Source organism: Azospirillum sp. UENF 312511, from assembly GCF_058780635.1.
Window position 1 is genome coordinate 857678 of sequence record NZ_JBSNCG010000003.1, and the last position, 21903, is coordinate 879580.

Below are 21903 nucleotides of genomic sequence, written 5' to 3' on the forward strand. Positions count from 1 at the left end.
TCCTGTTGATGCCGCATCGAGGCATTGACGGGAGAGGATGGATGGACAGCGTGCGCGGGGCCGTGGTGGTCATCACCGGCGCGTCGAGCGGGATCGGGCGGGCCACCGCCCTGACCTTCGCGCGGGAGGGCGCCCGGCTGGTTCTGGCTGCCCGGCGGGAAGCCCTGCTCGGCGAGGTCGCCGAGGAATCCCGGGAACTGGGCGGCGAGGCCGAGGTGGTGCCCACCGACGTCACCGACGCCGAGGCGGTGCGGCGGCTGGCCAACCGGGCGATGCAGCTGTACGGCGGCATCGACGTCTGGGTGAGCAACGCCGGGGTCGGCGCCGTCGGGCGGTTCGAGGAGACGCCGCTGGAGGCGCACCGCCGCGTCGTCGAGACCAACCTGTTCGGCCCGCTGCACGCCGCCCACGCCGTGTTGCCGCTGTTCCGTCGGCAGGGCCATGGGGTGCTCATCAACACCGTGTCAGTCGGGGCCTGGGCGCCCGCCCCCTACGCCGCCGCCTACGCGGCCAGCAAGTTCGGGCTGGAAGGGCTATTAGAGAGCCTGCGGGCGGAGCTGGTCGACGCGCCGGGCGTCCATGTCTGCGGCGTCTATCCCTTCTTCACCGACACGCCGGGCATGTCCCACGGCGCCAACTACACCGGCCACCAGCTGGACGCGGAGAGCCCGTTCTACGACGACCCGCAGGACGTGGCGGACACCGTTCTAGCCGTGGCGCTGCGCCCGCGCGCCCAGGCGATGGTCGGGGCGATGACCCCGCTGACCCGGCTGGGGCACGCGGTGGCGCCGCGCCTGATGGAGAAGATCGCCGGACACGGCGCCCACCGCCATTTCAGCCGGACCCCGCCCGCCGCGGCGAGCGACGGCAACCTGTTCCGTCCGGTGGAGCGCGGCCGCGGCGTCACCGGCGGCTTCCGCACCCCGCCGCCCGCCTGGGTGTCGCCGCTGCTCGTCGCCGGGGTCGCGGCCGCCGCCGCTGCGGCCTACGCCGGCTACGCGCGGAGCAAGAACGGAAACCACTGAGGGCTTTGAGTTCGGGAACGGGTTGGTCCAGAATGCCGGCCCGTTCCCCCAAAGCCCCCGAGTCCATCATGCCGAAGCCGACGACCCCGCGCGGCCGTCCGCCCGTCTCCTCCCCTGCCCGCTCCCCGCGTCCGGGTCCGGCCAACGCCGGCAAGGATCTGCGCCGGGACGGAGCACGCGAGGAGCCGGGCCGGGAAGCGGGAAAACTGTTCCGTGTCGCCGGCCTGTCCGCCGTCTCCGCCCTGTTCGCCCACGACGCGGCGCGGGTTGAGCGGCTGTTCTTCGAGGAGCGGCTGAAGGCGAAGACCGGCGACTTCTGCAAGGCGATGGCCGCGGCGCGCAAGCCCTACCGCATGGTGGAGGCCGACGAGCTGGCGAAGGTCGCCGGAACGGTGCTGCACGGCGGGGTGGTCGCGCTGATCGCGCCGCGTCCGGTGCCCGCCTTCGACGTGGAGGCGGCGAAGCGTTGGGCGGTGGACGGGCAGCCGCTGCTGATCCTCGATGGGGTCGGCAACCCGCACAATCTGGGCGCCATCCTGCGTACCGCCGCCTTCTTCGGCCTGCGGCGCGTCGTGGTGTCGGACCATCCCGGACAGGCCCTGCCGTCGGAGTCCGCCTACCGGGTGGCCGAAGGCGGATTCGAATGGGTGGAGCTGTACCGGGCGGCCAACCTGCCGACGGTCCTGAAGCGGCTGCGCGAGTCCTACCGGGTGGCCGGGACGGCGCTGGGCCGCGGCCGGGCGGTGGTCACCGACCCGGCGGTCCTCACCAAGGGCGAGCGACCCGCCGCCGTCGTGCTGGGCAACGAGGAGGACGGGCTTCCCCCCGCCACCCTCGCCGCCTGCGAGGACATCCTGACCCTGCCGGGCACCGGCCGCATCCAGTCGCTGAACGTCGCGGCGACCGCAGCCATCCTCATCCACGCGCTGGCGAAGCCGGGCTGACGGCTTGGCGGATCAGCCGCCCAGGGCGATGATCAGCACCAGCGCCACCACGATGACCGAGACGACGGGCAGCATGTCCACCCCGCCGCGGTCCCAGGTCGGCGCCCGGCGGGAGCCGTGATGCGCGCCGTGGGCGTGGCCCAGCCCCTCGTCGGCCCAGCCATGTTCGGACGGACGGGCGCCGGGGGCGGAGACGGCGGGCGCCGCAGGGCTGGCGATGGTGACCACCCCGGCCCCGCGCTGGTAGTCGCCACCGCCGCCACGCGGGCGCTTCAGCCGCTCGTCGGTCAGCTCCACGTCGATGCCCGCGGCCTCCAGCTGCTCCACCACCGTGGCGACCTCCTCCGGGGTCATCGTCTCCACCGGCACGTCCTGGCCGAGCTGCTCGACGCTGAGCCGGTTGCCGTGCTGGCGTCCCTTGGCAATCAGGCGCTGGAGGGTGGTGTCATCGATCGTCATGATTCTCTCCCCGCGGTTCCACCTTGGACTGAACATTCCGAAGGGTAAACAGGCGGAGCCGCGGAAGGCTCCCGTACAAAGGCGCCGACTTGCCTCCGGGGCGGGGCGACCCGACATAATCCCCAAATCCCCATTCCCAAATCCTACGCCATCGGAGAGGCCGAGATGCTCGGAATGTTCATGCGCAAGCCCCTGGCGCTGCCCAGCGCGGAGGAGGCCCTGCCCGGACGCGACACGCCGGTTCCCGTGCCGCCGCGCCACCATGTCAACGGCAACCCGCTGACCCCGCCCTATCCGGAGGGGCTGGAGGTCGCCGACTTCGGGCTCGGCTGCTTCTGGGGGGCGGAGCGCAAGTTCTGGAAGGTGCCGGGCGTCTGGTCGACCATGGTCGGCTATCAGGGCGGCCACACCCCCAACCCGACCTATGAGGAGGTCTGCTCCGGCCGCACCGGCCACACCGAGGTAGTGCGCGTCGTCTACGACCCGGCCAAGGTCGGGTTCGAGGAGCTGCTGCGCGTCTTCTGGGAGGCACACGACCCGACCCAGGGCATGCGCCAGGGCAACGATGTCGGCACCCAGTACCGCTCGGCCATCTACACCCACACCGACGCCCAGCGCGCCGCCGCCGAGGCCAGCCGCCAGTCCTATCAGGCCCGCCTGGAGCAGGCGGGGTTCGGCCCGGTGACGACGGAGCTGCGCGAGGCCCCGCCCTTCTATTACGCCGAGGACTATCACCAGCAGTATCTGTCCAAGAATCCCGCGGGCTATTGCGGACTGGGCGGCACCGGGGTGACCTGCGCGGCGTGACGCGGTCTTGCGGTGCGGGGGCTGAACCATGGAGACGGTTCCCGCCCCCCACTGCGGCATCCGGGCGACAGGGTTAAGCCGGCTTGAACGGGGCGGTCCCTTGCGGTTGCGCCTGCCCGTCCCTTCCGGGTATGGTTCCGGCGGTCCATGAAAGCTCCAGGGGGTAGCCCCGCGGGGCGCCGCCCGAGAATTCCGCGCCCAATCCATGATCAAGGAAAGAACCGAGCTGGCGACGCCGCACCTGAGCGGCCTGCTTGACTTCTGGCTCACCAAATGCATCGGCGGGAAGCCGCCGGTGTCCAGCACCGTCGCCCCGGCCGATTTGCGGCCGTGGAAGGATAATATTGTGATTTTCGAGGTCATCGGCGACGACGACTTCGTTTATTCCTATTACGGCCAGTCGCTCGCCGCGGCCTTCGGGCATTCGCGCCTGGGCGCCACGCTGGATGATCTGCCGGAGGAGCAGCGGGCGATCCTGCGCCCCGAATACGCCTCGCTCCTGCGCGAACGGCTGCCGGTCGCCCGTGTCTACACCGCCGACTTCAGCGGCGTGATGCGGACCTGGGAGCGGCTGGCGCTGCCCATGTCCAGCGATGGGGAAACCATCGACAAGATCCTGGTCGCCGCCTACGAACTGCCGCCGGACGAACCGCCCTGCGCCGCGCTCATCCCCGCCGCGACGGGTGAGGAGACGGACGAAGAGGCGGAGCTGGACGTCGACGCGCCGGATGACGATGAACCGAACGGCGGCGAACCGAACGGTGGCGAACCGGACGGCGACGAACCGGATGCGGACGGCACGGCGGCCCCCGATCCCGAGGCTCTTGCGGACGAGGACGCCGAGACCGAGACCGAGACCGACGACGACACCCCCGACGACGCCGAAGACGGCGAGTCCTTCTCCACCGAACAGAAACCGGGAGCCCCGGCATGACGCCGCGCACGCCCCACCTGACCGCGCCCGCGACCCAGTCGGGAGTCGTCACCGCCGACGAGTTCAATCTGTGGTGCGCGCTGAACGGCCGCCCCTTCAACCTGATCCCCAACGCGCGCCCGGACGGGCGGCTGCTGTGGGACGTGGAGGTGCTTCCCGGCACCCCGCGCGCCGGCACGGTCTATTCGACCAACCTCGGCGACGAGGCGCTGGCGGTGGTCGCCGGATTCGCCTTCCTGTCCGGCGTCGAATGGGCCTACGAGGCGCGCGCAGCCGAGACGGCTCCCCCGGCCTTGGCCTCGGATGCGGCCACGGACGCGCCTGCGGACGTGGAGGATGTCCTCATTCCCGACGCCGAGGAGTTGCCCGAGGACGCGGAGTCCGAGGACGCGGCGGACGACACCCTCGCTTATGAGGACGGAGAGACCGAGGACGACGCCGAACCCGTCGCGCTGGACGGGGATGGCCTGGATGACGAGGGCCTGGACGGGGACGAAGCGGACGAGGATGGCGCGGCCTACGGCGAGCCGGCCGGCGAGGACGATCCCTACGCCCTGCCCGGCACCACGCTCCTCCAGAACCCGCCGCCGCGCCCGCCCCAGCAGCATGACGAGACGGTCCTTGCCCGCAACGCGCGGATGCTGGAGACGGTGCTGCGGAACTTCCGCGTCCGCGGCGAGATCATGGACGTGCGCCCCGGCCCCGTCGTGACGCTCTACGAGTTCGAGCCGGCGCCGGGCACCAAGTCGGCCACGGTCATCAACCTGACCGACGACATCGCCCGCTCCATGAGCGTGGTCACCGCCCGCATCGCCATCGTGCCGGGCCGCAGCGTGATCGGCGTCGAGCTGCCGAACCCGGTGCGCGAGATGGTCTATCTGCGCGAGATGTTCGACCACGCGGCCTTCGCCGAGTCGCAGGCCCATCTCGCCATCGCGCTCGGCAAGGACATCAGCGGGGAGCCGGTGGTCGCCGACCTCGCCCGCATGCCGCACCTGCTGGTCGCCGGCACCACCGGCTCGGGCAAGTCGGTGGCGATCAACACGATGATCCTGTCGCTGCTCTACCGGCTGCCGCCGGAGCGCTGCCGCTTCATCATGGTGGACCCGAAGATGCTGGAGCTGTCGGTCTATGACGGCATCCCGCATCTGCTGACACCGGTGGTGACCGACCCGAAGAAGGCGGTGATCGCGCTGCGCTGGGCCGTGCGCGAGATGGAGAGCCGCTACGAGGCGATGTCCAAGCTCGGCGTGCGCAACATCGAGGGCTACAACGCCCGCATCGCCGAGATGATCGCCAACGGCGAGCCGATGCCCCGCCGCCATGTCCCCGGCGAGGCCGAGACCGTCTTCGACCTGACCCCGCAGGAGCCGACGCCGCTCCCCTACATCGTGGTCATCGTGGACGAGATGGCCGACCTGATGCTGGTCGCCGGCAAGGAGATCGAGGCGGCGATCCAGCGCCTCGCCCAGATGGCCCGCGCCGCCGGCATCCACCTGATCATGGCGACGCAACGCCCGTCGGTGGACGTCATCACCGGCACCATCAAGGCCAACTTCCCGACCCGCATCAGCTTCCAGGTCACCTCCAAGATCGACAGCCGCACCATCCTGGGCGAAGCCGGGGCGGAGCAGCTGCTCGGCCAGGGCGACATGCTCTACATGGCCGGCGGCGGCCGCATCACCCGCGTCCACGGCCCCTTCGTCTCCGATTCGGAGGTCGAGGAGATCGTGCAGTTCATCAAGTCGCAGGGCGCCCCCAACTACGTCACCGCCATCACCGAGGAAGAGGATGAGGCGGTCGCCGACGAGGACGACGAGAGCGGCGGCGGCAACTCCGGCGACGACCTCTACATGCAGGCCGTCAACCTCGTGGTGCGCGAGGGCAAGGTGTCGGTCAGCTTCATCCAGCGCCAGCTCCAAATCGGCTACAACCGCGCCGCCCGTCTGGTCGAGCGGATGGAAACGGAGCGCGTGGTCGGCCAAGCCAACCACCAGGGCAAGCGCGAGGTGCTGCTGTCCCCCGCCGGCCTGTCGGCCAAGCGCGCGGGGGTCTAAAGCGGAATGCATTCCGCTCTGGACCGCGACGGCGGTCCCGGCCGCGCATGCGGCCGAAGCCCGGCCGGCGAATGAGGCCATATGAGTCTAAAGCGAATGAAAATTCGCTTTAGGAACAGGGGAGAGGGCGATGAAGGCGCATTTCGAACGGTTCGCGCGCTACAACCGCTGGGCCAACCGCCGACTCTACGCGGTGGCGGCCGAGCTGTCGGACGCCCAGTACCGCGAGGACCGCAGCGCCTTCTTCCGCTCGGTGCGGGGAACGCTGAACCACATCCTGGTGGCCGACCGGGTGTGGCTGCGCCGCATCGAGGGGGACGGGCCGACGCCCTTTGCCCTCGACGAGATCCTTTATGACGGCTTCGACGAGCTGCGCGCCGCCCGCGAAGCGGAGGACGAGCGCATCATCCGCGTCGTGGCGGAGCAGGAAGAGGCGCGCTTCGCCACGGACCTCCACTACCGCTCACTGGCCGGGCAGGCCTTCACCATGCCCTTCTCCGCGGTGCTGGCCCATCTGTTCAACCACCAGACCCACCACCGTGGGCAGGCGCACACGCTGCTGACGCAGTTCGGGCTGGCCGCGCCCAGCATCGACTTCGCCTATTTCCTGCTGGACAAGTAGGCACGCCGGCCTCTCACATCCGCCCCTCACATCCGCGACGGTGACAGGCGGAACTCCACCACCCGGCTGGTGCGGGCCAGCTTGTCGATCAGCTCCATCGGGTCCGGCGTGCCGTTGGCCTGGAGCGTGAGCTGGTATTCCAGATGACCGCTGCCGTTGCGCAGGTGGAAGGCCCAGGACACGATTTCGTAGCCGTGCTCCAGCGCCTTGACGCGAAGCACCTCCGCCGGGGGCGCCTGATCGCGCTCGAAGACGAGCATCACCTGGACCACCGTGTGGTGGGGCAGCACCGCCTCCAGACGTCGGAAGGCGCTCATCACCAGAATGACCAGAAAGGCCAAGCCGATGGCTGCGGCGTAGAAGCCCAGCCCGACGGTCACCCCGATCGCCGCCGCCGTCCAGATCGACGCCGCGGTGGACAGGCCGCGGATGGAGAAGCCCTCCCGCATGATGACCCCGGCGCCGAGGAAGCCGATGCCGGTCACGATGCCCTGGATGACGCGCGTCGGGTCACCGCCCCCGCCGTTTCCGCTTCCGATGCCGCCATACCACAGCCCCGGATAGGCGTTGACCACGGTCAGCGCCGTCGAGGCGAGGCAGACCAGCGCGTAGGTCCGCATCCCCGCCGCCCGCCCGTGGAAGGAGCGCTCGTAGCCCATCAGGATGCCGAGCCCCAGCGCCCCGACCAGATGCAGCAGGATGACCCCGTTGACGGCCAGTTCAGCCGGTGACCAGTAGGCGGACAGGTTCAGCATGACGCCCCTTCCCCCGGGACGACCGGTCCCGGGACGTCCAGTGTAGCGCCGATTGGTTGGCGAAGGATCACCCTACCCCAGCCCGCCCAGAGTCCAGCGGGCGAGAAGCGCCACCAGCATGCCCTCCGCCGTGGCCAGCATCAGCCGCAGCATCAGGCTCACGAGGTCGGTGAAGCGGTCGCGGCGGGGAAACACCTCAGCCAGCATGCCGGCGATGGCGCGGCGCAGGTTCAGGCTGACGAGGCCGATCACCAGCGCCACGACGGCGGTGCCAACCACATAATAGAGCGCGCCCTTCCAGCCGGCGAAGCTCTGCGGATGCTCCAGATAGAAGAGCGTGCCGACGACGATCCAGACGGCGGACGGCCAGACCCCTACCATGTCGGCGCCGCCGGCCGGCTTGCCTTCGCCGGGCATCGGCATCGGAGACTCCGGTGGGGGCTGCGCGCTCCAGGGCACCGCGGCCTCCGTCAGCCCCCCGGCACGTGCCGGAAGGCCAGCACGCGGGCCGGGCGGCCGTCCTCGTCGGACAGCGGCAGCAGCAGTTCGACGAAGCGCGCGCCCGGCAGCATCGGGTCGTCGCGCACCAGAAGGCCACGCGGTTCCCCCGTCTCCAGGCAGGCGCGCAGATCGGCGTTGAAGCGCGCCGCCGCCTCGGCGGGGTGGCAGTCGCTGACCGGGCGCGGCACCGCGCGCTGCCCGATCCGGCGCTGCACCGCCCGCCCGCAGGCGCGGTAGAGGAAATCCTCGCCGCCGCGCAGCGGCTCCATCAGGCACAGGCGCGGCACGCATTCGCGGATCTGCGCGGTGTCGATGTCGCGCGCTTCCGGCATCGGACGCCCGCGGAGGACGCGGCGCCAGTGGACGTAGAGCAGGCTGGCGATCTGTGGGATCTGGTCGAGGTCGAGCGGCTCCGACCGGCAGACCGGCGGTGCGGGCGGCGGCAGCGGAACGGCTGGGGCGGCGGCAACCACGCGCACCGGCGCGGCCGCCGCGACCTCAGGCACCGGCTTGACGGCGGCAGAGGCCATGGCGGAGGCGGGCGCCGGGCGGCTGGCGAAGACCGGCTGGCGCTCCGGCCGGCCGCCATGCTTCTTCAGCATCGGCAGCGGCGCCCAGGTCGGGCAGGTGTGGTAGGAGCGCGTGACCTTCCGGTAATCCTGGCTGGTCGCCGTCCGGCACTCCCCCTCCGCGCTGTAGCGGTCGACATGGACGAGCGTGTTGTCGTCCGACAGGGCGCGGTCGCCCCCCCACGAAACGCAGGCGGCGCAGGCGCGGCTGTCCTTGGCGAAAGCGTGGGTCATCGTCGGGTGCGAACTCCAAGGCCGTCAGGGGCGGCGGTCAGGACGGGTGTGCGGGCTTCTCCCGCTGGTGAAGATCGGAAACGCCGGGTTTCCGGCGCACCCCGATTGATGACGCCCTTTCGGCGCAGGTTCAAGCCTTGCCTCGCCGCCCGCTGGCGATGTTTCAGACATGTGGCCCGCGCATCATCCCACCCCTTCCCCCGCGCCGCCTTGTTCCCTATAAAGGGGCCTCGCAACGACATATTGATCCGTGCCCCCTCACACCCGCGCCCCGAAAGGGGCCAATGGCGCGAGGGGGCTTTTGCTGCACGAACGTCGAGAAGCGGACCCATGCCCAAGCGCACTGATATCAAATCCATCTGCATCATCGGCGCGGGGCCGATCGTCATCGGCCAGGCTTGCGAGTTCGATTACTCCGGCGTCCAGGCGTGCAAGGCGCTGCGCGAGGAAGGCTTCCGCGTCATCCTGGTCAACTCCAACCCGGCCACCATCATGACCGATCCGGGTCTGGCCGACGCCACCTACATCGAGCCGATCACCCCGGCCGTGGTGGCGAAGATCCTGGAGAAGGAGCGCCCCGACGCCCTGCTGCCGACCATGGGCGGCCAGACCGCGCTGAACACCGCCATGGCCCTGTCCGACGACGGCACGCTGGAGCGGCTGGGCGTGGAGATGATCGGCGCCAAGCGCGACGTCATCGCCAAGGCCGAGGACCGCATCCTGTTCCGCGACGCCATGGACAAGCTGGGCCTGGAATCGCCGCGCTCGCGCCTCGTGCGCAACATGCAGGAGGCGACCGAGGCGCTGGAGTTCGTCGGGCTGCCCGCGATCATCCGCCCCAGCTTCACGCTGGCCGGCACCGGCGGCGGCATCGCCTACAACCGCGCCGAGTTCGAGGACATCGTGCGCGGCGGCCTGCGCGCCAGCCCGGTCGGCGAGGTGCTGATCGAGGAATCGGTGCTGGGCTGGAAGGAGTACGAGATGGAGGTCGTCCGCGACAAGGCGGACAACTGCATCATCGTCTGCGCCATCGAGAACATCGACCCGATGGGCGTCCACACCGGCGATTCGATCACCGTCGCCCCGTCGCTGACGCTGACGGACAAGGAATACCAGATCATGCGCAACGCCTCGATCGCGGTGCTGCGCGAGATCGGGGTGGAGACCGGCGGTTCCAACGTCCAGTTCGCGGTGAACCCGGCGAACGGCCGCCTGATCGTCATCGAGATGAACCCGCGCGTGTCGCGCTCCTCCGCCCTGGCCTCGAAGGCCACCGGCTTCCCGATCGCCAAGATCGCCGCGAAGCTGGCCATCGGCTACACGCTGGACGAGCTGACCAACGACATCACCGGCACCACCCCGGCCAGCTTCGAGCCGACGATCGACTACGTCGTCACCAAGATGCCGCGCTTCACCTTCGAGAAGTTCGCCGGCACCGAGCCGCTGCTGACCACCTCGATGAAGTCGGTGGGCGAGGCCATGTCGATCGGCCGCACCTTCCAGGAGTCGGTGCAGAAGGCGCTGCGCTCCATGGAGACCGGCCTGACCGGCTTCAACGAGGTGCGCATTGGCGACAGCGACACGCCGGACGCCGCCGCCATCCGCGGCGCGCTGGCCCGCCCGACGCCGGACCGCCTGCTGGTCATCGCCCAGGCCTTCCGCCACGGCTTCACCGTCGCCGAGGTCCAGCAGGTCTCCAAGTACGACCCGTGGTTCCTGGAGCAGATCAAGGCCATCGTGGACCGCGAGCAGGCGATCCGCAGCGGCGGCCTGCCGACCGACAAGGCCGGCTGGCAGGCGCTGAAGCAGATGGGCTTCTCCGACGCCCGTCTGGCCGAGTTGGCCGGCAAAAGCGAGGGTGAGGTCGCCGAGGCCCGCCGCGCTGCCGGGGTCACGCCGGTCTTCAAGCGTATCGACACCTGTGCGGCCGAGTTCGCCTCCCGCACGCCCTACATGTATTCCACCTACGAGACCGACGGCACGGGTGCCGCCGAGTGCGAATCGGACCCGACCGAGAAGAGGAAGGTGGTCATCCTGGGCGGCGGACCGAACCGCATCGGCCAGGGCATCGAGTTCGACTATTGCTGCGTCCACGCCGTCTACGCCCTGCGCGAGGCCGGCATCGAGACCATCATGGTCAACTGCAACCCGGAGACGGTGTCCACCGACTACGACACCGCCGACCGCCTGTATTTCGAGCCGCTGACCGCCGAGGACGTGATCGAGCTGGTCCGCGTCGAGCAGCGCAACGGCACGGTGCTCGGCTGCATCGTGCAGTTCGGCGGCCAGACCCCGCTGAAGCTGGCCGACGCGCTGGAGAAGGCCGGCATCCCGATCCTCGGGACCTCGCCGGACGCCATCGACCTCGCCGAGGACCGTGAGCGCTTCCAGAAGCTGCTGCACCAGCTCAACCTGCTCCAGCCGGCCAACGGCCTCGCCCGGTCGCTGGAGGAGGCGGAGACGGTCGCCGCGCGGATCGGCTTCCCCGTGGTCATCCGTCCGTCCTACGTGCTGGGCGGCCGCGCCATGGAGATCGTCCACGACATGGCCGGGCTCAAGCGCTACATGGGCAACGCCGTGAAGGTGTCGGGCAAGAACCCGGTGCTGATCGACAGCTACCTGCAGGACGCCATCGAGGTGGACGTGGACGTGGTGGCCGACGCCACCGGCCAAGTCTACATCGCCGGCATCATGGAGCACATCGAGGAGGCCGGCATCCATTCCGGCGACTCGGCCTGCGCCCTGCCGCCCTACTCGCTGCCCGCCGAGACCATCGCCGAGATCGGCCGCCAGGGCGAGGCGCTGGCCCGCGCCCTGCACGTCGTCGGCCTGATGAACGTCCAGTTCGCGGTCAAGGACGGCACGGTCTACATCCTGGAGGTCAACCCGCGCGCCAGCCGCACGGTGCCCTTCGTTGCCAAGGCCACCGGCACCGCCATCGCCAAGGTCGCCGCCCGCGTCATGGCCGGCGAGAAGCTGGCCGACTTCACGCTGAACGGCCCGACCCCGCCGCACACCGCCGTGAAGGAGGCCGTGTTCCCCTTCGCCCGCTTCCCCGGCGTCGACATCGTGCTCGGCCCGGAGATGAAGTCGACGGGCGAGGTGATGGGCCTCGACCACAACTTTGCGCTGGCCTTCGCCAAGTCGCAGCTCGGCGCCGGCGTCACCCTGCCGGTCCAGGGCACCGTCTTCATCTCGGTGAAGGAGCGCGACAAGCCGTCGGCCGTGCAGATCGGGCAGAAGCTGCACGCCATGGGCTTCCGCGTCCTGGCGACCACCGGCACCGCGGCGGCGCTGCGCCAGGCCGGCGTCCCGGCGGAGTCGATCAACAAGGTGGTGGAAGGCCAGCCGCACATCGTCGACGCGATGATCAACGGCGAGGTGCATCTGGTCATCAACACCACGGACGGCGCGCAGGCCCTGTCCGACAGCTTCAGCCTGCGGCGCACGGCGCTGACCTACAACCTGCCCTACTACACCACCATGGCCGGTGCACGCGCGGCGGTGGAAGCGATTGCCGCACTCCGGAACGGCAGCCTTGAAGTCGCGCCGTTGCAGTCGTACCTTAGCGGTTCCTATTAGGACGGTTTACGGCGCGGCGGACCTCCTCCGCCGCGCCGTAACTTTCCCAGGGCGCTGCGTCGGCATGGTGATGGATTGAACGATGGAAAAAGTTCCAATGACTGCGGCGGGATACAACCGCCTGCAAGAGGAGTTGAAGCACCTCAAGACTGTCGAACGGCCCAACGTCATCAAGGCGATCGCCGAGGCGCGTGAGCACGGGGACCTGTCGGAGAACGCCGAATACACCGCCGCGCGTGAACGCCAGAGCTTCATCGAGGGCCGCGTCGCGGAGCTGGAGGACAAGATCAGCCGCGCCGAGGTCATCGACCCGACGAAGCTGTCCGGCAGTGCGGTGAAGTTCGGCGCCACCGTCACGCTCGCGGACGAGGACACCGACGAGGAGATCACCTACCAGATCGTCGGCCAGGACGAGAGCGACATCAAGAACGGCATGCTGTCGATCCAGGCGCCGCTGGCCCGCGCGCTGATCAACAAGTCGGTCGGCGACAGCGTGGAAGTCTCCACGCCGGGCGGCTCCAAGGTCTACGAGATCGTCACCGTCGCCTTCAAGTAAGCGCGGGTTCAAGCTTCAGGGGCCGGTTCGCAAGACACCGCCCCGCCACCGACCGCGAGCCGAAATGAAACGCTCCGCACCGACAGCCGGTGCGGGGCGTTTTGTTCTCACCCATGACCTTGTACCCTTATCCTAGGGCACCCTTATCCCCGCAGCCGCTCCGCCAGGAAGGCGGTGACCCGTTCGATGGCGTCCTTGCGGGCAGACTCGTCGGTGCCGACCATCGCCTCGCCCGCCGGAGCGGTCGCCAGATTGCGGCGCTTGCGCAGCGGCGAATGAGGGGAGTCGAAGCCGTGATGGGCGTCGGGGTAGACCACCACCTCGGTGCGCTCCTTCACCGGCTCGCGGTTCGCCAGTTCCAGGCAGCGCTCCGCCGGGGTCCACTCGTCCTTGCCGCCCAGCAGCATCAGCAGCGGGCCCTCCGGCTGCCAGTCGGCGTCGCCCAGCGGCGTCCGGCAACCGGGATAGAAGGCGATGGCGGCGCGGAAACCGTTCCCCTGCCCGCCCGGCCCATAGGCGGCCAGCACCGTGCCCGCCCCCTGCGACCAGCCCATCAGGGCGATCCGGTCGCTGTCGACGTCGCTGCGCGCGCGCAAATAGGCCAGCGCCGCCCAGGCGTCGCGCTTGCGCTCCTCGGTCGCCCGGACAGGGCGGTCCTTGACCGTGCAGACCTCCGCCACGCCGCGCGGGCCGAAGCTGTCCACCATCAGCACCGCGTAGCCCTGCTCGCGCAGCGTCAGCGCCCAGTCGATGTGCCGGGCCAACACCCGCCCGGTGTTGGCGTAAAGGCCGCTGCAGCCATGCAGCAGGACGACGGTGGGATAGGGGCCGTCGGCCTTGGGACGCAGGAAGCGACCGGTCAGGGCCGTCGGGGCGCCGCTGGTCAGGTCGGCGTCGAGCGAGGGAAAGCGGACGATCTCCTCCGCATGGACGCCCGGCGTGGCCGCCAGGGCCGGCGGGGAGGCGAGCAGAGGCAACAGGACCAAGGCGGCGCCGAGCGCCAGCGTCAGCGGGAGGAGGCGCGGCGGAAGGGCACGGCGGCGGGGTGAGGCCATCATCGTCTCCCGGTCACGGGCAAAGTCGGCGGAGTCGGTTGCGCGAGTTTAGCACCTTCGCCGTGTGGAAGCATCGCACGTGCGAAGACGGGCAGGAATCCATTTTTGGAAACGCTTGGCGTCATAAAATTGCGCGAGGGCCGCGTTCCCGAAACGCAGACAGCCGGCACCACATCCCATAACGCGGGGTGCGGTGCCGGCTGCCTGGGAAAGGTTTTGCGTCCGCGCGGCGCCGCGTCAGCGGCGCGCCACTCGGGTCGAGGACTCGCCCTCGTCCTCCTCGTCGTCATCCTCCAGCGAGTTCGGGAATGTCCGGCGAGTCGACGTCGATCGGCACACCGGGCGTGTGCTTCGACGTGCGGATCGACAGGGCTGACTTCACATGCGACACGTTGGGCGCCGCCGTCAGCTTCGTGGTCAGGAAGCGCTGGTAGTCGTCCCAGTCCTCCGCCACGATCTTCAGCAGGAAATCATACTCGCCGGCCAGCATGTTGCACTCACGCACCATGGGCCAGGAGTTGACGAGTTCCTCGAATTTCTTTAGGTCCACTTCAGCTTGGCTGGACAGGCCAACCTGGGCGAACACGGTGACACCGAACCCGAGCGCGTCGGGATTGATGTCGGCGTGGTAGCCGCGGATGAAGCCCGCCTCTTCCAAGGCGCGGACACGCCGCAAACACGGAGGGGCAGAGATGCCGGCACGCCTCGCGAGTTCTACGTTGGTCATCCGGCCGTCATTTTGCAGGTCGCGCAAAATCCGCCGGTCAATTCGGTCGAGTTTGACCCGCCGCATGGTTTGCTCGGTCGCTCCGGGGGTGATTTGAAGAAAGGATATTACACGGCGCAGCCATCCACGCCAAGCAAGAAACCCGTATCGGCGCCGGTGGAAAAACTTTCTATCGATGTATCCCGCCCCGACGCCCACCCAGGCGCGACAACCAGCCGCACCTCCAAACCATTCGTGTGACGATGCATTCCACCATTTCCGGTTCCCTTACCTGCTGGGTCGTGTCGGACGGCAAGCCCGGCATGGAAAACCAGTGCATCGGCCTTGCCGAGGCGCTGGGCCTCACCCCCGTCGTGAAGCGCGTGCGGCTGCGCAGCCCGTGGCGCCAGCTCAGCCCCTTCCTGCGGTTGGGCAACCGCTTCGCCGCCGGGCCTGAGGGCGATCCGATCCGCGCGCCCTGGCCCGACCTGATGATCGGCTCGGGTCGCCAGGCCATCGCGCCGCTGCTGGCCGCCAGCAAGCAGTCGCGCGGGCGGACCTTCACCGTCTACATCCAGGACCCGCAGATCAACCCGCGGCATTTCGGCCTCGTCGTGGTGCCCCGCCACGACCGGCTGCGCGGCCCCAACGTCATGGCCACCCGCGGCGCCCTGCACCGCGTGACGCCCAAGCTGCTGGCCGAGGCCGCTCAGCGCCACGCCCCCCGGCTCGCCGACCTGCCGCACCCGCGCGTCGCCGTGCTGATCGGCGGCACCAACGGTGTCTATGCCCTGACCCCGACCATCATGGGCGACGTCGCGGAGAAGCTGTCGGAACTGGCCCGCGGCAAGGGGGCCGGGCTGATGGTCACCCCGTCGCGCCGCACCGGCGCCGACAACGAGGCGATCCTGCGCGCCCGCCTGAACGGCCTGCCGGCGGAGGTGTGGGACGGCACGGGGGAGAACCCCTATTTCGCCTATCTCGGCTTGGCCGACGCGGTGGTGGTGACCTGCGACAGCGTGTCCATGACCTCGGAAGCCTGCTCCACCGGAAAGCCGGTCTATGTGATCGAGTTGGAAGGCGGCTCGCCCAAGTTCCGCAGCTTCCACGAAGAACTCTACAAGGAAGGCATCACCCGGCCCTTCACCGGCGCCCTGGAACAGTGGACCTACCCAACGTTGGACGATACCCGGCAAGTCGCCGAAGAGTTGCGCCATCGGCTTCTCGCCCACCGCGCCAAGCACAGCGCCTGAAATCCGGTGTGCATCACACTCCGCAACGCCGCGGCGTATCAAGGTATGCTTATGCTGTTCAGACCGGAATCCTGTCAAAAGGTTCATGAACGCTAATTCATTTAGCGCGTGTGCCGCCCTGTGGTAATTCGCTTTTACCGCCGGGACGCATTGGATCTTTTTGCATGGTTTCGCCTGACGCGGTCCAGGATGCCTTCATCCGCTGCCTGGACAACGCCCCGACCAAGGATGACCCGTATCGCCACTGGCTGTTGTCGCGCGCGCTCACCGACGAGGCCGCGGACGGCATCGCCGCACTGCCCTGGGCGCCGCCGCCGGTCGGCGACACCATGGGCAAGCGGGACACCAACAACGCCACCCGCAGCTATTTCTGCGCCCGCAGCCGGGCCGAGCATCCCGTCTGCGACGCGGTCGCCACGGCCTTCCAGCGCCGGGCGGTGACGGAGGCGATCCGGCGCACCTGCGGCGTCGATCTGGCCGGCACCTCGCTGCGCATCGAATACTGCCAGGACACCGACGGTTTCTGGCTGGAGCCGCACACCGACATCGGCGTGAAGAAGTTCACGATGCTGATCTATCTCTCCAAGGGGCCGGACTGCGCCGACTGGGGCACCGACGTGCTGGACGCCACACGCACCGTCGTCACCCGCGCGCCCTACGCCTTCAACGGGGGGCTGGTCTTCGTTCCCGCGACGAACACGTGGCATGGCTTCGCCCCGCGCCCGATCCGTGGCGTGCGCAAGTCGATCATCGTGAACTATGTCGGCCCTGAATGGCGCGCCCGCCACGAACTGGCCTTCCCCGACACGCCTGTCGCCTGAATTGCCGTGGCCTGAATTGCAGCCGTCTGGAGACCGCCCCATGTCCATGCCCACCTCCATGCTGGATCTGGACCGCTTCCGTGCCACCCCGCTGCAGCACGATCCGTTCGACTTCCTCTGCGTCCCCGGCTTCGTGAAGCGGGAGCATCTGGAGGCGCTGCACCGCGACTACCCCAAGGTGGACAAGCCCGGCTCCATCCCCCTGGGCGTCTTCCCGCAGGGCCCGGCCTTCGACGCCCTGATCGAGGAGCTGCGCGGCGAGGCGGTCTGCCAGGCCTTTTCGGAAAAGTTCGGGCTGGACCTGTCGCGCTACCCGACCATGTTCACCGCCCGTGGCATGTGCCGGGCGACCGACGGCAATATCCACCCCGATTCGGCCAGCAAGATCGTCACCGTCCTGATCTACATGAACCCGCCCTGGGAGGCGTCGGGCGGGCGCCTGCGCGTCCTGCGCAGCCCGAACTTGGAGGATTACGCCGCTGAGGTGCCGCCGGACGAGGGCACGCTGCTGTGCTTCCGCCGCTCCGACACCTCCTGGCACGGGCACCATTCCTTCGAGGGCCGGCGCCGCGCCGTGCAGATGAACTGGGTCCGCAACAGCGTCTACATCTGGCACGAGCAGTGGCGCCACCGCGTCGGCGCTTGGCTGAAGAACCGCAAGGGCGCCGCGCCGGTCCATTATTGAGGGGCATTCCCCGGATGGTCCCCCGGGTGGTCCCCCCAGTGGTCGGGGTGAGGCATCGTCACCATGATGGGCCGGCATGGCAGGCTTTCCGATGACAGCGCGTCGGAACTGGACCATATGTTCGGCGCGGCCCTATGGTCCGCATCAGATCAGATCGTGACGGACAGAGCGATGCCCAGCACCCACCACACCAAGGTTCTCATCATCGGCGCCGGTCCTGCCGGCTACACCGCGGCCATCTACGCGGCGCGCGCCAACCTGCAGCCGCTGATGGTGCAGGGGATGCAGCCGGGCGGCCAGCTCATGATCACCACCGACGTCGAGAATTATCCCGGCTTCGCCGACCCCATCCAGGGGCCGTGGCTGATGGAGCAGATGCAGAAGCAGGCGGAGCATGTCGGGACCAAGATGGTCTTCGACCTGATCACCGACGTCGACTTCAGCCAGCGCCCCTTCGTCTGCAAGGGCGACTCGGGCGACACCTACACCGCCGACAGCGTCATCATCGCGACCGGCGCGCAGGCCCGCTGGCTGGGCATCTCCAGCGAGGAGATCTACCGCGGCTTCGGCGTGTCGGCCTGCGCCACCTGCGACGGCTTCTTCTTCCGCGGCAAGGAGATCGCGGTGATCGGCGGCGGCAACTCCGCGGTGGAGGAGGCGCTGTACCTCACCAACCACGCCTCCAAGGTGACGGTCATCCACCGCCGCGACAGCTTCCGCGCCGAGCGGATCATGCAGGACCGGCTGTTCCGCAACCCCAAGATCGAAGTGGTGTGGGACAGCGTCGTCGAGGAGATCGTCGGCGAGGGCGACGGCTCGCTGGGCAACCCGCGCGGCGTCACCGGCGTGCGCGTGAAGAACGTGAAGTCGGGCGAGGAGCGGGTGATCCCGGTGGCCGGCGTCTTCGTCGCCATCGGCCATGTCCCGGCCACCGCCGTCTTCCAGGGCAAGGTGGAGACCGACTCCGAGGGCTACATCGTCACCGCCCCCGACTCGACGGCCACCAACGTGCCGGGCGTCTTCGCGGCGGGCGACGTGAAGGACAAGATCTACCGGCAGGCCGTCACCGCCGCCGGCATGGGTTGCATGGCCGCCCTGGAGGCCGAGCGCTGGCTGGCTCACCACGAGGGCGAGCCGAGCCCGGCGGGCAACTGGTAAGCCTTTTTTGGCGGGGGCCGGTCGCCCGGCTCCCTCCTACCGCCGGTTCATCAAACCGTCCACGCTGAACCGCCCGGCTCCGGCGGCGATCAGCGCGAGGAAGCCGCCGATGATGGCAAGGTTCTTCATGAACTGGATGCGCTGCATCCCCTGGGCCTCCGGCGGATAGGTCCAGTAGCGGTGGGCGATCAGCGTCGCCATGATGGTGAAGAGCACCACCGCCGCCGCGGCCAGCCGCGTCCATGCCCCCAGCACCACGGCCAGACCGCCGAAGCATTCCACCGCACCGCCCAGCGCGGCCAGCAGCATCGGCATGGGCAGCCCCTGCCCTCCCAGGCTTTCAGCGAAGCCACCGAGATTCATCAGCTTGCCGAAGCCGCTCTGCACGAAAATCGCCCCGATCAGCAGCCTTGCGGCCAGCAGCAGGACATCCTGCCCGCCCGTCGCCGCCCGCTCCGCTCCCCGCGCTCGGTCGTAATTGTAGGAGGCCATGGCGCCCTCTCCCGCGTCCATCGGACATCCAAGGAGAACGCGCGGTCCCGCCCGGTTGTTTCCCCCTGTTGTTGTGTTTGGCCCAAAAAGGACGGGGCGCCGCCCCGAAGGACGGCGCCCCGCCGAATCACAAAGTCGAATCGCGAACCGCTGTTCGGCGCCGACTACTCCAGCATGGAGCGCAGCATCCAGGCGGTCTTCTCGTGGATCTGCAGGCGCTGGGTCAGCAGGTCGGCGGTCGGCTGGTCGTTGGCCTCCTCGGCGGTCGGGAAGACCTTCCGGGCGGTGCGGGCGACGGCCTCGTGCCCCTCGACGAGCTGGCGCAGCATCTCCTGCGCGTTCGGAACGCCCTGCTCCTCCTTGATCGAGGCGAGCTTGGTAAACTGCGAGAAGCTGCCCGGCGCCGGATAGCCAAGGGCGCGGATGCGCTCCGCCACCTCGTCCAGGGCGGTCCACAGCTCCGTGTACTGGGTCATGAACATGGTGTGGAGCGTGTTGAACATCGGCCCCGTGACGTTCCAGTGGAAGGAATGCGTCTTCAGGTACAGGGCGAAGGTGTCGGCGAGCACGTTGTTCAGGCCTTCGGCAATGGCCTTGCGGTCGGCTTCCGCGATCCCGATGTCGATCTGCATGGTTTCCCAATCCTCCGAGGGGTTGTCTTCCATTCGTGGCTGCAATCGAGGCTACGCCCCGCTGCGCCCCGGGTAAAGACCCTACTTTAGAAACTTTCTAAAAAGCAGCCCTGCGCAACCCGCATGCCCCGGCATGCCGTGAAGGCCACCCCGACAAGCTTGGGCGCGCCCGGTGCGGGTCAAGATGTGCGCCGCAACAGCATCCGTATCAAGCATCAGTATCGGGCGCCCCGGACACTTGGCCGCGCGGCGTCAATGGTACAGCCCGACATAGGCGACCAGATCCTGGCCCGGCACCCGCTTCACGAAGGTGGTTTTCGGCTCGATCCGGTCGCTGGCGGGGTTCAACCAGCGGTACTCCACCCAGCCCTCGCCCGAGTCCCGCGCCACCGACAGGATGTCGCGGACGATGTCGCGGCCGTCCGGGTCCTTCACGTTGATCACGCTGACCCCGACCCCGGCGGGCCGGGGCGGATAGACCTTCCACACCCCGGCGAAGTCGATGACCGTGACGTAGAGCGCGCCGTGCCTGAACTCGCCGTCGCGGTTGAACGCCGCCGCCGCCGCCTCCAGCCCCCGGGCGGCGATCAACTCCGCCGCCTTCAGCGCGACGGCGCGGACCTGCTCGCGCTCCGGATCGCCGGGCTGGGCGCGGGCACCCGCGGGGTGGAGCGCTGCGATCAGAAGAGCGGTCAAAAGAACCCATAAGACGCGGAGCGGCGGCACTCGGACGAAGGCGCTGATGACACATCCCATGGCAAATCCCCCGGACCGGCCAATGCGGGAACGTGATGCGGAAAGGGGCGCCGATCGGTTCGCCCACTGTCGAAAGAAAGTCGGCCTCCGGCAATCCGCAATCCTGCGGCCTATTGCCGCAAAGTTCCGCGCGCGCCACACTGTCCCCAGCGTCCGGCACCAAAGGCCCGCCCGGCCTCCGCCGATCGATCGGCTCCATCCAACGGTGCGCGCCGGCCCGGACCGCATTTGGGAGGAGCAACGCATGCGCATCGCAATCATGGGGGCGGGCGCGGTCGGCGGCTATTTCGGCGCACGCCTCGCGGCGACCCACGGAGCCGAGGTGCATTTCATCGCCCGCGGCCGGCATCTGGAAGCCATCCGCCGCGACGGACTGCGCATCGAGAGCGAGGCCGCACCCCTGCATCTGACCGACGTCCGCGCAACCGACGACCCGGCCGAGGTCGGGCCGGTGGACCTCGTGCTGTTCGCCGTCAAACTGTGGGACACCGACCGCGCCGCGGAGGCCTGCCGCCCCCTGGTGAAGCCGGGCACCGTGGTGGTCACCGTGCAGAACGGCGTCACCGGCATGGACACGCTGTGCCAGATCCTGGGGCGGGAGCATGTGGCGGGCGGCGTCGCCCACATCGGCGCCACCATCGCCGCCCCGGGCGTGATCCGCCACACCGGGACGCTGGCCCGCCTGACCTACGGAGAGCTGGACGGGCGCCCCTCGCCCCGGCTGACCGCCTTCCACGCGCTGGCCGAGGCGGCCGGGTTCGAGGCGGTGCTGTCCGCGGCGATCCTGCGCGCGCAGTGGGAGAAATTCGCCTTCCTGGCGCCCTTCAGCGGGGTCACCGCCCTGACCCGCCAGCCCGCCGGGGTGATCCGCCGCGTTCCGGAAAGCCGCGCCCTGTTCCTCGACGCGGTGGCCGAGGTCGCCCGGCTGGCCCGCGCCCGCGACATCGATCTTGGCACCGGCATCGTCGCCCGCGTCGAGGCGCTGCTCGACGGCGTGCCGCCCGCCATGACCTCGTCCATGCTGAACGACCTGATGCGGGGCGGGCGGCTGGAGCTGCCCTGGCTGTCCGGGGCGGTGGTGCAGCTCGGCTCGGAGCTGGGGGTGCCGACGCCCGTCCACCGGGTGGTCGCGGCGGCCCTGGCGCCCTACGCCGATGGTGCCCCTTCAAACAGCCCGCCCTGAGGAATGACACCCCAGCGGGGGCGGCGTGACGTCATGCCGCCCCTTTTTTCCATCGACAGGTCCCCCGCCACGGGTGGACCATAACCTTGAAAAGGCACTGTTTTCAAAGCACCGGAC

General features: G+C 69.2%; 22 protein-coding genes. 13 read left to right on the forward strand and 9 right to left on the reverse strand.

All coding sequences use genetic code 11. The features are described 5' to 3' along the window. The first annotated feature begins 41 nt into the window (after positions 1 to 41). Together ACWPN7_RS15380 and ACWPN7_RS15385 are read left to right on the forward strand one after the other, a co-directional pair. Positions 42 to 1025, forward strand: a complete 984-nt coding sequence (locus tag ACWPN7_RS15380; protein WP_459196892.1) for an SDR family oxidoreductase — start codon at positions 42 to 44, stop codon at positions 1023 to 1025. Between the two features lie 68 nt (positions 1026 to 1093). Then, on the forward strand, positions 1094 to 1969 hold the full coding sequence (locus ACWPN7_RS15385; protein ID WP_459196891.1) for a TrmH family RNA methyltransferase: 876 nt from the start codon (positions 1094 to 1096) through the stop codon (positions 1967 to 1969). A gap of 12 nt (positions 1970 to 1981) precedes the next feature. Here ACWPN7_RS15385 and ACWPN7_RS15390 read toward each other — a convergent pair whose 3' ends face one another. Continuing rightward, positions 1982 to 2428, reverse strand: a complete 447-nt coding sequence (locus ACWPN7_RS15390; RefSeq protein WP_038529366.1) for an RNA polymerase sigma factor region1.1 domain-containing protein — start codon at positions 2426 to 2428, stop codon at positions 1982 to 1984. A gap of 165 nt (positions 2429 to 2593) precedes the next feature. Between ACWPN7_RS15390 and msrA the strand changes: the two genes are divergently transcribed. The 4 genes from msrA (at position 2594) to ACWPN7_RS15410 (ending at position 6848) form a co-directional block, all read left to right on the forward strand. Beyond that, the gene (msrA, locus tag ACWPN7_RS15395) at positions 2594 to 3235 is read left to right on the forward strand and encodes a peptide-methionine (S)-S-oxide reductase MsrA (RefSeq protein WP_200776687.1); all 642 of its coding nucleotides are present in this window, start codon (positions 2594 to 2596) and stop codon (positions 3233 to 3235) included. Between the two features lie 205 nt (positions 3236 to 3440). Next, positions 3441 to 4169, forward strand: a complete 729-nt coding sequence (locus ACWPN7_RS15400) for a PAS domain-containing protein (RefSeq protein ID WP_459196890.1) — start codon at positions 3441 to 3443, stop codon at positions 4167 to 4169. Beyond that, the gene (locus ACWPN7_RS15405) at positions 4166 to 6226 is read left to right on the forward strand and encodes a DNA translocase FtsK (RefSeq protein WP_459196889.1); all 2061 of its coding nucleotides are present in this window, start codon (positions 4166 to 4168) and stop codon (positions 6224 to 6226) included. Before ACWPN7_RS15400 ends, ACWPN7_RS15405 begins: the two co-directional genes overlap by 4 nt. 130 nt (positions 6227 to 6356) lie before the next feature. Continuing rightward, on the forward strand, positions 6357 to 6848 hold the full coding sequence (locus tag ACWPN7_RS15410; RefSeq protein ID WP_103040235.1) for a DinB family protein: 492 nt from the start codon (positions 6357 to 6359) through the stop codon (positions 6846 to 6848). Between the two features lie 26 nt (positions 6849 to 6874). Here the strand turns inward: ACWPN7_RS15410 and ACWPN7_RS15415 are convergent, their stop codons facing one another. The 3 genes from ACWPN7_RS15415 to ACWPN7_RS15425 all read right to left on the reverse strand — a co-directional run bounded on the left by ACWPN7_RS15415 (position 6875) and on the right by ACWPN7_RS15425 (position 8907). Next, on the reverse strand, positions 6875 to 7603 hold the full coding sequence (locus tag ACWPN7_RS15415) for an MgtC/SapB family protein (RefSeq protein ID WP_038529375.1): 729 nt from the start codon (positions 7601 to 7603) through the stop codon (positions 6875 to 6877). Positions 7604 to 7675: 72 nt separating this feature from the next. Continuing rightward, positions 7676 to 8026 carry a hypothetical protein gene (locus ACWPN7_RS15420; protein WP_200776690.1) on the reverse strand — a complete coding sequence of 117 codons (351 nt, stop codon included), beginning with the start codon at positions 8024 to 8026 and terminating at the stop codon, positions 7676 to 7678. 47 nt (positions 8027 to 8073) lie between these two features. Then, positions 8074 to 8907 carry a PAS domain-containing protein gene (locus ACWPN7_RS15425; protein WP_038529381.1) on the reverse strand — a complete coding sequence of 278 codons (834 nt, stop codon included), beginning with the start codon at positions 8905 to 8907 and terminating at the stop codon, positions 8074 to 8076. A gap of 330 nt (positions 8908 to 9237) precedes the next feature. Between ACWPN7_RS15425 and carB the strand changes: the two genes are divergently transcribed. Further along, positions 9238 to 12489: a carbamoyl-phosphate synthase large subunit gene (carB, locus tag ACWPN7_RS15430; protein ID WP_038529384.1), complete on the forward strand. Its 3252-nt coding sequence runs from the start codon at positions 9238 to 9240 to the stop codon at positions 12487 to 12489. An 82-nt stretch (positions 12490 to 12571) separates the two neighbouring features. Then, complete coding sequence (gene greA / locus ACWPN7_RS15435; RefSeq protein WP_081862970.1) at positions 12572 to 13045, forward strand: transcription elongation factor GreA; 474 nt, start codon at positions 12572 to 12574, stop codon at positions 13043 to 13045. 143 nt (positions 13046 to 13188) lie between these two features. Here the strand turns inward: greA and ACWPN7_RS15440 are convergent, their stop codons facing one another. After that, positions 13189 to 14103, reverse strand: a complete 915-nt coding sequence (locus ACWPN7_RS15440; RefSeq protein ID WP_459196888.1) for a dienelactone hydrolase family protein — start codon at positions 14101 to 14103, stop codon at positions 13189 to 13191. Between the two features lie 283 nt (positions 14104 to 14386). Further along, entirely contained in the window at positions 14387 to 14893 is a 507-nt protein-coding gene (locus ACWPN7_RS15445) for an Lrp/AsnC family transcriptional regulator (protein ID WP_492273349.1), read from the reverse strand. Between the two features lie 176 nt (positions 14894 to 15069). Here ACWPN7_RS15445 and ACWPN7_RS15450 point away from each other — a divergent pair, with 176 nt between their 5' ends. The 4 genes from ACWPN7_RS15450 to trxB all read left to right on the forward strand — a co-directional run bounded on the left by ACWPN7_RS15450 (position 15070) and on the right by trxB (position 18723). Then, positions 15070 to 16059, forward strand: coding sequence for a mitochondrial fission ELM1 family protein (locus tag ACWPN7_RS15450; RefSeq protein WP_038529392.1), 990 nt, complete (start codon positions 15070 to 15072; stop codon positions 16057 to 16059). A 164-nt stretch (positions 16060 to 16223) separates the two neighbouring features. Next, positions 16224 to 16880, forward strand: a complete 657-nt coding sequence (locus ACWPN7_RS15455) for a 2OG-Fe(II) oxygenase (RefSeq protein ID WP_149649689.1) — start codon at positions 16224 to 16226, stop codon at positions 16878 to 16880. Positions 16881 to 16920: 40 nt separating this feature from the next. Further along, complete coding sequence (locus tag ACWPN7_RS15460) at positions 16921 to 17565, forward strand: 2OG-Fe(II) oxygenase (protein ID WP_459196887.1); 645 nt, start codon at positions 16921 to 16923, stop codon at positions 17563 to 17565. Between the two features lie 171 nt (positions 17566 to 17736). After that, entirely contained in the window at positions 17737 to 18723 is a 987-nt protein-coding gene (gene trxB, locus ACWPN7_RS15465; RefSeq protein WP_035675595.1) for a thioredoxin-disulfide reductase, read from the forward strand. 36 nt (positions 18724 to 18759) lie between these two features. Here the strand turns inward: trxB and ACWPN7_RS15470 are convergent, their stop codons facing one another. The 3 genes from ACWPN7_RS15470 to ACWPN7_RS15480 form a co-directional block, all read right to left on the reverse strand. Next, a complete protein-coding gene (locus ACWPN7_RS15470) occupies positions 18760 to 19236 on the reverse strand; it encodes a DoxX family protein (protein WP_247891796.1) in 477 nt (158 codons plus the stop codon). A 143-nt stretch (positions 19237 to 19379) separates the two neighbouring features. Beyond that, on the reverse strand, positions 19380 to 19847 hold the full coding sequence (locus ACWPN7_RS15475) for a Dps family protein (RefSeq protein ID WP_035675596.1): 468 nt from the start codon (positions 19845 to 19847) through the stop codon (positions 19380 to 19382). Between the two features lie 252 nt (positions 19848 to 20099). After that, the gene (locus tag ACWPN7_RS15480; RefSeq protein WP_247874596.1) at positions 20100 to 20543 is read right to left on the reverse strand and encodes a cache domain-containing protein; all 444 of its coding nucleotides are present in this window, start codon (positions 20541 to 20543) and stop codon (positions 20100 to 20102) included. A 304-nt stretch (positions 20544 to 20847) separates the two neighbouring features. On the opposite strand from ACWPN7_RS15480, the gene ACWPN7_RS15485 reads away from it, so the two are divergent. Beyond that, entirely contained in the window at positions 20848 to 21786 is a 939-nt protein-coding gene (locus tag ACWPN7_RS15485; protein ID WP_103040241.1) for a ketopantoate reductase family protein, read from the forward strand. The last annotated feature ends 117 nt before the right edge of the window (positions 21787 to 21903 follow it).